Annotated in this window: 11 protein-coding genes; 2 read left to right on the forward strand and 9 right to left on the reverse strand. The window is 53.8% G+C overall.

Annotation, left to right across the window (positions count from 1 at the left end):
- Positions 1-29 precede the first annotated feature (29 nt).
- The gene (locus tag BM114_RS08615) at positions 30-2,219 is read left to right on the forward strand and encodes a glutamine synthetase III family protein (protein WP_092112468.1); all 2,190 of its coding nucleotides are present in this window, start codon (positions 30-32) and stop codon (positions 2,217-2,219) included.
- Between the two features lie 55 nt (positions 2,220-2,274).
- Here BM114_RS08615 and BM114_RS08620 read toward each other — a convergent pair whose 3' ends face one another.
- The 9 genes from BM114_RS08620 to tsaB form a co-directional block, all read right to left on the reverse strand.
- Entirely contained in the window at positions 2,275-3,438 is a 1,164-nt protein-coding gene (locus tag BM114_RS08620; protein WP_092112470.1) for a purple acid phosphatase family protein, read from the reverse strand.
- Between the two features lie 196 nt (positions 3,439-3,634).
- The gene (locus tag BM114_RS08625) at positions 3,635-4,603 is read right to left on the reverse strand and encodes a bile acid:sodium symporter family protein (protein WP_092112472.1); all 969 of its coding nucleotides are present in this window, start codon (positions 4,601-4,603) and stop codon (positions 3,635-3,637) included.
- Positions 4,604-4,714: 111 nt separating this feature from the next.
- The gene (gene trpS, locus BM114_RS08630) at positions 4,715-5,803 is read right to left on the reverse strand and encodes a tryptophan--tRNA ligase (RefSeq protein WP_092112474.1); all 1,089 of its coding nucleotides are present in this window, start codon (positions 5,801-5,803) and stop codon (positions 4,715-4,717) included.
- A 53-nt stretch (positions 5,804-5,856) separates the two neighbouring features.
- Positions 5,857-7,248 carry an RIP metalloprotease RseP gene (gene rseP, locus BM114_RS08635; protein ID WP_092112477.1) on the reverse strand — a complete coding sequence of 464 codons (1,392 nt, stop codon included), beginning with the start codon at positions 7,246-7,248 and terminating at the stop codon, positions 5,857-5,859.
- A 20-nt stretch (positions 7,249-7,268) separates the two neighbouring features.
- Positions 7,269-8,429, reverse strand: a complete 1,161-nt coding sequence (locus tag BM114_RS08640; protein ID WP_092112480.1) for a 1-deoxy-D-xylulose-5-phosphate reductoisomerase — start codon at positions 8,427-8,429, stop codon at positions 7,269-7,271.
- 9 nt (positions 8,430-8,438) lie between these two features.
- Positions 8,439-8,960, reverse strand: coding sequence for a ribosome maturation factor RimM (rimM, locus tag BM114_RS08645; protein WP_092112482.1), 522 nt, complete (start codon positions 8,958-8,960; stop codon positions 8,439-8,441).
- Positions 8,960-10,270 carry a UDP-N-acetylglucosamine 1-carboxyvinyltransferase gene (murA, locus tag BM114_RS08650; protein ID WP_092112484.1) on the reverse strand — a complete coding sequence of 437 codons (1,311 nt, stop codon included), beginning with the start codon at positions 10,268-10,270 and terminating at the stop codon, positions 8,960-8,962. Before murA ends, rimM begins: the two co-directional genes overlap by 1 nt.
- A 9-nt stretch (positions 10,271-10,279) precedes the next feature.
- Positions 10,280-10,879, reverse strand: a complete 600-nt coding sequence (locus BM114_RS08655; RefSeq protein WP_092112486.1) for a DUF4290 domain-containing protein — start codon at positions 10,877-10,879, stop codon at positions 10,280-10,282.
- A gap of 2 nt (positions 10,880-10,881) precedes the next feature.
- Positions 10,882-11,574, reverse strand: coding sequence for a tRNA (adenosine(37)-N6)-threonylcarbamoyltransferase complex dimerization subunit type 1 TsaB (gene tsaB / locus BM114_RS08660; protein ID WP_092112489.1), 693 nt, complete (start codon positions 11,572-11,574; stop codon positions 10,882-10,884).
- Between the two features lie 111 nt (positions 11,575-11,685).
- Here tsaB and BM114_RS08665 point away from each other — a divergent pair, with 111 nt between their 5' ends.
- A complete protein-coding gene (locus BM114_RS08665; RefSeq protein ID WP_092112491.1) occupies positions 11,686-12,561 on the forward strand; it encodes a YicC/YloC family endoribonuclease in 876 nt (291 codons plus the stop codon).
- Positions 12,562-12,623 lie beyond the last annotated feature (62 nt).

Genomic DNA, 12,623 nt, shown 5'->3' on the forward strand with positions numbered 1-12,623 from the left:
GTTATATAGTCTATAAAATTATTTAAACCATGGCAAATTTGAGATTTGAAGCGGTAACGGCGGCTTTCAGGCAGAGGCCGGTCAAGGTCGTAGCACCGAGTGAAAGGCCGTCGGACTACTTCGGGAAGTTCGTTTTCAACCGTGCCAAGATGTACAAGTATCTTCCGGCAGACATCTATCTCAAACTGGTGGATGTCATTGACAATGGTGCTACGCTCGACCGTTCGATTGCCGATGCGGTAGCGGCGGGAATGAAGCAGTGGGCACAGGAAAACGGGGTAACCCATTACACCCATTGGTTCCAGCCCCTTACGGAGGGCACGGCAGAAAAGCACGACGCTTTCATAGAGCACGACGGCAAGGGCGGAATGATAGAGGAGTTCTCTGGGAAGCTTCTTGTACAGCAGGAACCTGACGCCTCCAGTTTCCCCTCGGGAGGAATCCGAAACACCTTCGAGGCCCGCGGCTACTCGGCCTGGGACCCCACATCGCCGGTCTTTATTATAGACGACACCCTCTGTATCCCCACCATTTTCATTTCTTATACGGGTGAGGCGCTTGACTATAAGGCACCTCTGCTCCGCGCGTTGCATGCCGTAGATGTGGCGGCCACCGATGTTTGCCATTATTTCTATCCGGATGTAAAGAAGGTGAGGACGAATCTTGGCTGGGAGCAGGAGTACTTCCTTGTCGATGAGAATCTCTATGCCGCCCGTCCCGACCTGCTCCTTACGGGGCGCACATTGATGGGACACAGCTCGGCCAAGGACCAGCAGATGGACGATCATTACTTCGGAACCATCCCGGAGCGTGTCCAGGCCTTCATGAAAGACCTCGAAATACGCGCCCTCGAACTGGGCATTCCCTGCAAGACGCGGCATAACGAGGTGGCTCCTAACCAGTTTGAGTGTGCACCGATCTTCGAGGAAATGAACCTTGCGGTAGACCATAACATGCTCTTGATGAGCCTTATGAAGCGCGTGGCACGCAAGCACGGCTTCCAGGTATTGCTTCACGAGAAGCCGTTTGACGGCATCAACGGCTCGGGAAAGCACAATAACTGGTCGTTGTCTACCGATACAGGCATCCTGCTCCACAGTCCGGGCAAGACCTCGGAGGATAATCTTCGCTTCGTTACATTCATCGTGGAGACCCTGATGGGTGTCTACAGGCATAATGGTCTGCTGAAAGCTTCTATCATGAGTGCCACGAATGCCCATCGTCTGGGAGCCAACGAGGCTCCCCCGGCCATCATATCGTCCTTCCTCGGGAAGACGATTTCAGAGGTGCTTGACCACATCGTGAAGGCCGACAAGAAGGATCTCTTCAACATTCAGGGTAAGACGGGCGTGGAGATTGACATTCCCGAGATTCCCGATATCATGCAGGATAACACCGACAGAAACCGTACTTCGCCGTTCGCTTTTACCGGTAATCGCTTTGAATTCCGTGCCGTAGGTTCGGAGGCAAACTGCGCAAGTGCCATGATAGCCTTGAATTCGGCGGTCGCAGAGGCACTTGTCAACTTCAAGACCCGTGTGGATGCCCTCATTGAGGGAGGCGAAGACAAGTACTCGGCTATCCTGGAAATCATAAGAGAGGACATCAAGACCTGCGCCCCCATTCACTTCGACGGCAACGGGTATTCGGAAGAATGGGTAGAGGAGGCCGCCCGCCGTGGCCTTGACACCGAGAAATCGTGTCCCTTGATATTCGACCGTTACCTCGACGAGACCAGCATCAGCATGTTCGAGAGCCTCGGGGTGATGAAGCGCAACGAGCTTGAAGCACGCAACGAGGTGAAGTGGGAGACCTATACCAAGAAGCTTCAGATAGAAGCCCGGGTGCTGGGCGATCTCTGTATGAACCACATTATCCCCGTGGCTACTCACTATCAGAGCCAGCTGGCAAAGAATATCCAGAACATGATAGCCATCTTCGGCACCGAGGAAGGCAAGCAGCTGAGCGAGCGGAACATCAAGATCGTGAAGGAGATAGCCGAGCGTACGGCCGCTATAGAGAAAGGAGTGGAGGAACTGGTGAACGCCCGCAAGGTGGCCAACAAGATCGAGGCGGAGCGCGAGAAGGCGATAGCCTATCACGACACGGTGGAATCCAAGTTCCGCCCCATCCGCTATCAGATAGACAAGTTGGAGCTGCTGGTGAGCGACGAGCTTTGGACGCTGCCCAAATATCGCGAGCTCCTGTTCATCAGATAGCCGCCCGCACGGATACAGTAATCCCCTCGCTTGCCAGCAAGCGAGGGGATTTTTCTTAATAGTCCTTTTCCAGACTTACCGTTCCGTCAGCCTCCTGCACCTTCACATGGATTCTGTCGCCCTGCGTGCTGGCGGTTACCACCCCGTTGTTGGAGTTGATGATGACAGGAAAGTCGCAGCCCCTCACCTTGTCGCGGTATTCATATTTGTGAGTATGCCCGCATATCATGAGGTCAATTCCGCTGTTGTTAAGGATGGGGATGAACTTCTCGTTAACCTCCTGGGAGCCGTGCCAGATGGGCTCCTGATTGTCGAAAGGCGGGATGTGGCCTATCACGATGCGGAACTTAGCTTTCTTGAATTCCTTGCTCCTGACGACATCTTTCAGCCATTCCACTTGCTCCGTACGATAGTTGTCGTAGTCGGTGATGCCGCTGTATTCCCAGTCCGTGTCGGGCTTGTCTTCCCCAGTATCGAGACAGATGAAGTAGACGGGCCCCTGCTGGAAGGCATAGTAGAGGTTCGGCTTCCGCGGGCATACATAGTCGTGGAACCTGTCGGCAAACTGGCCGCGCGTCTCGTGGTTGCCTCTCACATAGTAAAGGGGGATGTCGGTGGCGAATTCCTTGACGGCGGTGTCCATGAAGCTATCGAAGAATTTTGCCTCGCTGTCGAAGATATTGAGCATGTCGCCGTTGAAGAACACCATGTCCCTCGACTTCACCTGCCCCATAGAGAGCAGCTTGGAGAGCACATCGTTGCGCTGGTGGATATCGTTCACGATGAGGAAGGAGGTCTCCGGCTTTGAAGTGTCGAGCGTGGTGAACCTCGGAAGAGCCACCTTGTAGGCCTCGGTTGCCACTATGTCGCCGTAGTGGACGCGGATTCCCTTATGGGAGAGCACATGCTGGGCGAAGACGCGATACCGATAGCTTGTGCCGGGCTTGAGGCCTTTCAGCGTTACGGAGTGAATCCTGCACTCTCGCTTGATGCCTATCGCGGTGTCGTAATAGCGTGCCCGGGTCTGGAGGTAGGCATTGGTGCCGTCGTCGGGAAACAGCTCCACCCAGCCAATGGAGGTGGAGTCGGAGAGCCACACCAGGGTGGCCTCGGTCTCTCCCACATCTTGGAGATAAGGGCCGTGGACGATTTTGATAGCCTTGGCAGCAGTCATGTGCATCAGGCAGAGCAGCAGGATAAACAGGGTGTTCTTCTTCATTATCTGATGGTTTTAGAATTATGGTGCAAAGGTAAGCTTTTATTCTGGAATATCAAAATATCGAATTGGAAAACTGCGAGCTGCCTCTAAGAAACCTGTTGGCGGCTTCCTGTCCGACAAAATCGGCGATTTTGCCGGATGATTTCGCCGATTTTGTCCTTCAATTTCGCCGATTTTGTCGAATTGTCAGCGGCCTTTAGGAAGCATGGAGGTTCCCCCGCTTCCTCTCGCGCCATATCTCCACGGAATTGATGATGTTCTGCCAGAGGATATAGCAGCCGGGGCCCACCGACGAGAGAGGGCTCAGATAGGTGTAGGCTATCCATATCGCGAAGGCCGTATTCTTCTGTCCGAGAGCCTGTCCGGCTTCTACGGTCGCGTCGAAATAGTGTCCGATGAAGCGTCCGGTGGCAAACTGGACGATGCAGAGCATGAGGGCCAGTCCGGCGATGAGTATCAGGAAGCTGACGGGCGAGTCGGCGTGCACGATGTGTTTCACCGTGGTTCCCGTTACGAGCATCAGCGAGCACCCCCAGAGATAGTAGCTCAGGTCTTTCACGCCGGTTACCCACCGATGGAACCGGTGCATCGTGTGCTTCACGATAAAGGCCAGGAGCATCGGCAGCAGGAGCACGATGCAGACCTGATAGAGTATCTTGAGAAAGGCCGCCATGAATGAGATGTCGGCCGCCTTGTCGATCATCGGGAAGCAGACGGGGATAAGCAGGGCGGTGATGAAGTTCGAGAGGAAGGTGTAGGTGGTCATTTCCTCCAGGTTTCCACCCAGTTTCGAGGTTACCACGGGCGCCGCCGCGGCACACGGACCGATGATGCAGGTAAGGATGGCCTCTGTCAGGATGAGCGTGTGCCCCGACATCCGGAACCACAGGATGAGCGCCACGATGATGAAAACGAACGCCACTTGCTGAACGCCCACCCACAGATGCCACTTCACGGGGACGAGTTTCCTGAAGTCGACCTTGCAGAATGTAACAAAGAGGATGAGGAACATGAAGAGCGGCAGTATCTGGTCGCAGATAGGGGAGAAGAAGGTGGCGGCACCGTCGAGGGCCGGGGTGAAGGCAAAAACAAAATAGATGAGGCTTCCGGAGAGCATGGCTACAGGGAGAGTCCAGTCTTTCAGAAATCGGATAAATGCTGTCATACGATGAAGATTTTCATTGCAAAGATACGAAAATACTGGGAATGACGAAAAAATCCGCCCCTTTAAAAGGTGGATTTTCTGGATTCGTGCTCTTCTGAACACCCGTACGGGTTAGTCTTTCTTGAACTTTTCAGCCTGCTGGCGGATGAGTTCTGTGTCGTCGAAGTAATTGATGCGCATGGCCGCGCGTACCTCGTCCATGGTCTTGGCGGCCGTTTCGCGGGCAGCGTCAGAGCCCTTTCTGAGGATATTGAATATTTCTGGAATGTCTTGCTCATACTGGTGGCGGCGCTCCCGGATAGGATCGAGCATGCGGTTGATGACATTGTTCAGGAGCTTCTTGCACTTCATGTCGCCGATGCCGCCGGCCGTATAGGCAGCCTTGAGTTCTTCGAGGTTGTGGAACTCGGGCCAGAAGTCGGCAAAGTCCTGGTCGGTGGAGAAGGCGTCAAGGTAGGTAAACACAGCGTTTCCTTCCAGATGACCAGGGTCGCTGACATTGATGTGGGTAGGATCGGTGTACATGGAGCGTACTTTCTGCCATACGGTGTCGGCATCATCGCTCAGATAGATGCAGTTGCCGAGGCTCTTGCTCATTTTTTCCTTGCCGTCGGTGCCGGGCAGACGACGGGCAGTGGCATTCTCGGGGAGCATGATGTTGGGCTCTACGAGTACTTCCGCATATGTCTGATTGAAGCGGCGTACGAGTTCCCGGGTCAGTTCCAGCATGGGTTCCTGGTCTTCTCCGGCAGGCACGGTGGTAGCCTTGAAGGCTGCGATGTCGGCCGCCTGTGAAACGGGATAGCAGAAGAAGCCCAGCGGGATGTTGGCTTCGAAGTTGCGCATCTTGATTTCGGTCTTTACCGTCGGATTGCGCTGTACGCGCGACACGCTGACGAGATTCATCAGATAGGTGGTGAGCTCGGCCAGTTCCGGTATCTGGCTTTGGACATAGAGTGTGCATTTGTCCGGATCAAGGCCGGCAGAAAGGTAGTCGAGAGCTACCTCGACCATGTTCTGGCGAATCTTCTCGGGGTCGTCGGCGTTATCTGTGAGGGCCTGTACATCGGCCATGAATACGAACATGCGGTCGTAGTCTCCCTCGTCTTGGAGCTGTACTCGGCGGCGCAGGGAGCCTACATAGTGTCCCAGGTGGAGCTTGCCGGTTGGGCGATCACCTGTCAAAATGATTTTTCCCATTTTCTTTTAGTGTCTTTTCTTGTTTTTGTTTTTAATAGTTCTTGTTATCGTCTTTACATTACACCAATCCACCTTAATATGTCATTGAGGTTTGCCACCACCATGAGCAGGAGCAGGATGCTGATGCCGATATACTCGGCGCGGATCATGAAAGTCTCCGATGGCTTGCGTCCCGTTATCATCTCGTAGAGCAAAAAGAGTACATGACCTCCGTCAAGGGCTGGGATGGGCAGGATGTTCATAAAGGCGAGGATGATGCTGAGGAAGGCTGTCATGAGCCAGAACATGTGCCAGTCCCATGTGGGAGGAAAGAGGCTGCCGATGGCACCGAAGCCTCCAAGCGACTTGGCACCGTCGGCCGAGAACACATATTGCAGGTCGCTGACATAGCCGCCGAGTACATGGACGCCGTATTTGATGCCGGCCGGGAAGCTCTCGAAGAATCCGTAGTCTTTCTGGACAGGCTTGTAGTAGCTGTAGATGGAGGTCATCTGCGTGCCCATCATCAGGTCAGGGGTGAGGACAATGCCTGCGGAATCGGGCGTGGAAGCGCCTTTACGCTGGAAGACGACGGATGTCGTGCGGATGGCAAGGCTGTCCTGGTGGGTCTCGGCGGCGGTCATGGCATCCCGTAGCCGTCCTACTTCGTCCTGGTATTCGTTCCAGGAATCAATGGCTTTACCCCCTATGGCAAGCACTTTATCTCCTTTCTTCATCCCCAATTTGGCGGCAGGAGAGCCGGGCAGCACGCTGTCTATGTCGGCCGGAAGATAGGGGCGGACGAACTGGGGAGTAACCTTCAGCATGCCGAGTAGATTCAGATCGCCCGGCAAGTTGAGGCTCATCTTCTTGCCGCCGCGTATGATGTCAGCCCGCTTTGCCGATGCCAAGTCCCTGTAGAGGTCGGCATTGAAGTCTTTGAACTCTCCTTGATCCGTTCCCAAAAGGATGTCTCCGTCCTTGAAGCCAAGGGCCTTTGCCTCGCTGTTGAACTTCATTCCCAGGGTCATATCCTTTACTTGGATATAGCTTTCACCCCAATGGAAGAGCACCATGGAGTAGATGAAGAGGGCAAGGAGGAAGTTGACGAGCACGCCGCCAATCATGATGAGCAGTCGCTGCCATGTGGGTTTGGATCGGAACTCCCAAGGTTCGGCCGGCTTTTTCATTTGCTCGGTGTCGAAACTCTCGTCTATCATGCCGGCTATCTTGCAGTATCCGCCCAGCGGAAGCCAGCCTATTCCGTATTCAGTATCGCTGTTCCTGGGTTTGAAATGGAACAGGCTACCGTTCCATTTGCCGATTCCGATATCGAAGAACATGAAGAATTTCTCAACTCTCACACCGAAGAGCTTGGAGAAAAACATGTGCCCGCCCTCGTGGAGGAGCACCAGTAAGGAGATTGCCAGTAGGAACTGGAGCAGTCTGATCAAAAAAACTTCCATCTGTTATGTTGGGTTTTACTTTATTTATAGTTGTTCATTAATTCTCTCGCGATACGGCGCGCCTCGGCATCCGTCTGCACATAGACATCGTAGTCGGGACTGGCGTCGAAGGTGGCCTTGGCCATGGTCTGCTCAATAATCCGTCCCATCCCGAGGAAGGAGCACCTGCCACGGCGGAATCCCTCGTTTACTATTTCGTTGGCAGCATTCACGATGCACGGCATGTTGCCGCCCTGCCTGATGGCCTCGAAGGCCAACGCAAGGCACTGGAACCTCTCAAGATCGGGCTCGAAGAACTCGAGCCTGTGTTTGAAGAGGTCGAGGCGTTCGCCGTCAAGCGGCAGTCTCTTGGGAAAGGAGAAGGCATATTGGATGGGCAGACGCATGTCCGGGACGCCAAGTTGTGCCTTTACCGAGCCGTCGGCGAACTGTACGGCACTATGGATGATGCTCTGCGGGTGGATCAGAACTTGTATCCTGTCGGCCGGGACACCGAAGAGCCACTTGGCTTCTATCACCTCGAAGCCTTTGTTCATCAGCGACGCGGAGTCTATGGTAATCTTTGCGCCCATGTCCCAGGTAGGGTGCTTGAGGGCGTCTGCTGCTGTTACGCTCTTCAGCTGGTCGTCGCTGAACAGTCTGAAAGGCCCTCCGGAACAGGTGAGGAGTATCTTGTCTATCTCATTTTCGTCCTCGCCCACGAGGCTTTGGAATATGGCCGAGTGCTCGGAATCCACGGGCAGGATGGGGGCATGGTACTGTGTTGCCAGATTGCGGATGAGTTCTCCTGCCACCACAAGGGTTTCCTTGTTGGCCAGACATATCTTCTTGCGTGCCTTGATGGCGTGAATCGTAGGGGCGAGACCGGCAAATCCCACCATGGCGGTAAGCACCATGTCTATCGGCTCGGCCTCTACAATCTGGCAGAGGGCATCCTTTCCGGCATAGACCTTTATGTCAGGCTGGTCGGAAAGCAGCTGCGAGAGTTCCTCATAGCGGTCCTCGTTGGCGATGACCACGGCTGCGGGATGAAACCTGCGTGCCTGTTCGGCCAGCTCCTCGACCCGGTTGTTGGCGGTCAGGGCATAGACCTCATAGAGGTCAGGGTGCTGCAGGATGACATCGAGTGCCTGAGTGCCTATCGAGCCGGTGCTTCCGAGTATGCAAATTTGCTTCTTCATTCTTGTCGGTTATAAATCTAAAATGCCCTCAGGCAGATTGATTTTGATTTCTTTTCTTTCTTTGTCGATGTTCTGGATGAGGTCTTCGCTGGCAGGAATCAGCAGCTCCTTTTGGCCTGCGGTCATCACTTCGAAAAGGATATTGAGGGTGGAATCGTCCACATTCGTAATTTCCCCGATGGTTTTTCCCGTGTTTGTGTCCACGAGTTGGTAGCCTGCAATCTCACTCCAGGATACCTCTTGCTCGTCTCTCTCTGACAATTTACGGGGAAAGAAGACCTTGCATCCGGTAAGTTGTCGCGCCTGTTCCTGCGTCTCTATGTCGCAGAACTTTACCAAGGCGGTAGCATTTCCATGGAAGCGATATGCCTCGATGAAGAACGGGACGAGGATGCCGTCGACCTCGAGAACAAGATAATCGGCATCTGTCCGGTCGAAAATGTCGTCATCGAAGAGGAAGTTTATCTCTCCCTTCACGCCGTGCGGCTTGCCTAACTTACCTATCTTGAAGACTTCTTCCTGCTTGATCATCAGCTTTCTACGCGTTTGATGTTGGCTCCGAGCTTGTTCAGCCGGCCCTCGATGTTCTCGTATCCACGGTCGATTTGCGCTATATTGTCGATGCGGCTGGTGCCGTTGGCACTCATGGCAGCTATCAGGAGGGCGATTCCGGCGCGGATATCCGGGCTCGTCATACGCCCTGCGCGGAGGCGGAGCTTATGGTCGTGTCCGATGACGACGGCTCTGTGGGGGTCGCAAAGGATAATCTGTGCACCCATGTCGATGAGTTTGTCGACGAAAAAGAGCCGGCTTTCAAACATCTTCTGATGGAAGAGCACGCTCCCGCGGCATTGTGTAGCCACCACGATGAGCACCGACAGCAGGTCGGGAGTCAGTCCCGGCCACGGCGCATCGGCAAGAGTCATAATGGAACCGTCGATAAACGAGTCGACTACATAATGCTGTTGTTTGGGGATAATGAGGTCGTCGCCCTCTGCTTTCATCTTTACTCCCAGTCTGCGGAAAGCCTCCGGGATAATCCCGAGGTTATGTAGGGCGACATGCTTGATACGCACTCCGTCGCCCACCATGGCCGCCATGCCGATGAAGGAGCCGACCTCAATCATGTCGGGAAGTACCGTGTGGGTTGCTCCATGCAGCTCTTTTACGCCGATAATGGTCAGCAGATTGCTCCCGATGCCGCTGATTTCAGCCCCCATGGCGTTCAGCAGGTGGCATAACTGCTGTATATAAGGCTCGCAGGCGGCGTTGTAGATGGTCGTGGTGCCGTCGGCCATGACAGCGGTCATGATGATATTGGCCGTTCCGGTTACCGAGGCCTCGTCGAGAAGCATGTAACAACCCTTGAGCTTTTTGGCTTGGATTTCAAAGACATTGCGCTCCTCGATGTGCACGAACTTAGCTCCCAGATGCTTGAAACCCAGGAAATGGGTGTCCAGGCGCCGTCTCCCGATCTTGTCGCCGCCGGGTTGTGCGACGGTGGCTTTTCCGAATCGTCCCAGAAGAGGCCCTATCATGAGCACGGAACCGCGAAGGGAAGCACACTTCCTGACAAACTCGTCGCTTGCCAGATAGTCCAGATTCAACTCCTTTGCCTGAAAGGTGAAGTCGTTGCGGGCATTCTTCTTGACGCCCACCCCGATGTCCTTGAGCAACTGGATGAGGTTATTCACATCCAGAATGTCGGGTATGTTCTTGATTCTTACCGGTTCTGCCGTCAGCAGACAGGCACAAATCACCTCAAGAGCCTCGTTCTTGGCACCCTGTGGAACAATCTCCCCTTTCAGGGGATGGCCGCCTTCTATGATGAATGACTCCATAAGCCAATGTTATTTTTTCTTCTTTTTCTTGCCGTTGTCGTCCGTCCGGGGGGCGATTTTATCAAAGGTGAAATTGTCCAAGTCGAGCTGCACCTTGCCGTCAGTATAGTTGGCGAGGTCCGAGGCTACCTTCTCGTTGTCGGCAGAACCATGGCTCCACTGGTAGAGGTTGCGCTTCATCTGGTTGGCCGTGAGGGCTATCAGCTCGTCGCGCTCTTCTCCCGGTTCCATGGTTTTGAGCTTCTCGAAGAGTTCGAAAATCATCTTTCCGTAGTGCTTGACCGGTATCTGAGCCATGGGATATTCCATCGGGGCAGGCTTCTTGCTGATAACCTTGGCTCCGGAGATATCTACCGGCCAGTCGATATCAAGCTTGAAGTCGCTCATGATGGCGAGGTTGTCCCAGAGCTTTTGTTTCAAATCTCCGTTCTCGCGGTTCTGCGGAAACATACGGCTCATGATGGCGATGATGGTCTCGGCACACCTCTGGCGCTCTTCCTTGTCCTCCAGACCTGTGCAGTAGTTTACCATGTTCTGCAGCTCGCGCCCGTATTCAGGCAGCACGAGCTTCTCCCTTTGTGTATTATAGTCTAATCCTTCTATGTTCATTTTTATAGTAATTTCTTGGGTTTCTTTGCTACGAAGTCTTTCAGGTACATCGGCACGAAGTAGGCCACATCCTCAAACTTCCGCACGGCAATTCTCTTTTCGGCCAGCGGAAACATGTTCTTTGCCAGCGGTTCGATACCTTTTATCAGGTGGGCGTTAGGGTGATTGATGACCTCCATGCACTTCTCGGCTCCGTTTCCGAAGAAATAGACCGGATGCTCATCGAGGAACTTCTTGTAGGTATCGGCCTCCACGATGTCTGCCTGTATCTCGCGTACCTCCTTCAGGGAACGGTCGAATACCTGGGCATATACTTCCATCCTACGGGCATCCAGCATCGGGCAGAGCAGGGCATCCTCTTCCTCTATCAATTCGCGCAGCAGGACGGGCACGCAGAGCAGTTCCAGAGTCGGCACGGCCACCAGTTTCAGGTTGCGCCCGTAGCAGATGCCCTTGGCCATGGAGGTTCCGATGCGCAGCCCGGTATAGCTTCCGGGACCGCTGCTGACGGCCACATAGTCCACAGGAACGGCATGGTCGTCAATGAACGACAGCGCCTCGTCCACAAAGCTGCCAAGCTGCTCGTTGTGGTTAGGTCCCGTGCGGTCTTCTTTCTCAAAGACACAGGCGGAGTCGACGCTGACAGCCACGGAGCAGATGTTGGTGCTTGTTTCGATGTTTAATATACAAGACATAATTATATTTTGGCTCTATTAAAGTGCAAATTTACTCTTTTTTCTGCAAATAAGCTCCCCTTTGTCCCGTATTTTTTGTATTTTTGCCGAAAATATAAGATTTCACAGCCTATGATACAATCGATGACAGGTTACGGGAAAGCGGTCGTAACCTACAAGCACAAGAAGATTAATGTTGAGATAAAATCACTGAACAGCAAGGCGATAGACCTCTCCACCCGCATCGCTCCCCTCTATCGGGAGAAGGAAATGGAGATTCGCAAGATGCTCGTCAAAGCCCTTGAAAGGGGAAAGATTGACTTCGCCATCTGGACGGAGCAGGATGCGGACAGCGAGGCGACTCCTATCAACGCGGCTCTTGTTGAGAATTATTACCATCAGATTAAGTCTATAGCTGCCCAGACGGGTATTCCCGAGCCTCAGGACTGGTTCTATGCCTTGTTGCGGTTGCCGGATGTAACCAGCAATACGGTGGCAGAGGAGCTTGAAGAGGAGGAATGGCAGGCTGCCGAACAGGCCATCAACCAGGCGCTTGAGAACATCATTGCCTATCGCAGACAGGAGGGGGCGGCCCTCGAAAAGAAGTTCAACGAGAAGGTGGACAACATTGAGCGGCTCCTTGCGAGCATCGAACCTTACGAGCAGGAGCGGGTTCCGAAGATCAAGGCGCAGATTCTGAAGGGTCTGGAACAGATTCCGGAGGCCGACTATAGCCAGAACCGACTGGAGCAGGAACTCATCTATTATATCGAGAAACTCGATATTAGCGAGGAGAAGCAGCGCCTGACCAACCACCTGAAGTACTTCCGTGAAACCATGGCCGAGAGTCATCCGAACGGCAAGAAACTCGGGTTCATCGCCCAGGAGATGGGCAGGGAAATCAACACCACGGGCTCAAAGAGCAACAATGCACAGATGCAGAACATCGTGGTGCAGATGAAAGACGAACTGGAACAGATCAAGGAACAGGTGCTGAATGCGCTGTAGGAAACCTCTCCCGGCCCTTCTAAAACCCACCCCGGCCCTCCCGAAGGGAGGGAGAACGAAAC

Source organism: Prevotella sp. KH2C16, from assembly GCF_900113305.1.
Taxonomy (GTDB): Bacteria; Bacteroidota; Bacteroidia; order Bacteroidales; family Bacteroidaceae; genus Prevotella.

What these genes read in the sequence shown, in the direction of transcription:
- trpS (WP_092112474.1), bottom strand. Translation starts at nt 5,803, where the DNA reads ATGGGAAAAATCATTTTGACAGGTGATCGCCCAACCGGCAAGCTCCAC.
- BM114_RS08655 (WP_092112486.1), bottom strand. Translation starts at nt 10,879, where the DNA reads ATGAACATAGAAGGATTAGACTATAATACACAAAGGGAGAAGCTCGTG.
- BM114_RS08640 (WP_092112480.1), bottom strand. Translation starts at nt 8,429, where the DNA reads ATGAAGAAGCAAATTTGCATACTCGGAAGCACCGGCTCGATAGGCACT.
- BM114_RS08615 (WP_092112468.1), top strand. Translation starts at nt 30, where the DNA reads ATGGCAAATTTGAGATTTGAAGCGGTAACGGCGGCTTTCAGGCAGAGG.
- rseP (WP_092112477.1), bottom strand. Translation starts at nt 7,248, where the DNA reads ATGGAAGTTTTTTTGATCAGACTGCTCCAGTTCCTACTGGCAATCTCC.
- BM114_RS08625 (WP_092112472.1), bottom strand. Translation starts at nt 4,603, where the DNA reads ATGACAGCATTTATCCGATTTCTGAAAGACTGGACTCTCCCTGTAGCC.
- rimM (WP_092112482.1), bottom strand. Translation starts at nt 8,960, where the DNA reads ATGATCAAGCAGGAAGAAGTCTTCAAGATAGGTAAGTTAGGCAAGCCG.
- murA (WP_092112484.1), bottom strand. Translation starts at nt 10,270, where the DNA reads ATGGAGTCATTCATCATAGAAGGCGGCCATCCCCTGAAAGGGGAGATT.
- tsaB (WP_092112489.1), bottom strand. Translation starts at nt 11,574, where the DNA reads ATGTCTTGTATATTAAACATCGAAACAAGCACCAACATCTGCTCCGTG.
- BM114_RS08665 (WP_092112491.1), top strand. Translation starts at nt 11,686, where the DNA reads ATGATACAATCGATGACAGGTTACGGGAAAGCGGTCGTAACCTACAAG.
- BM114_RS08620 (WP_092112470.1), bottom strand. Translation starts at nt 3,438, where the DNA reads ATGAAGAAGAACACCCTGTTTATCCTGCTGCTCTGCCTGATGCACATG.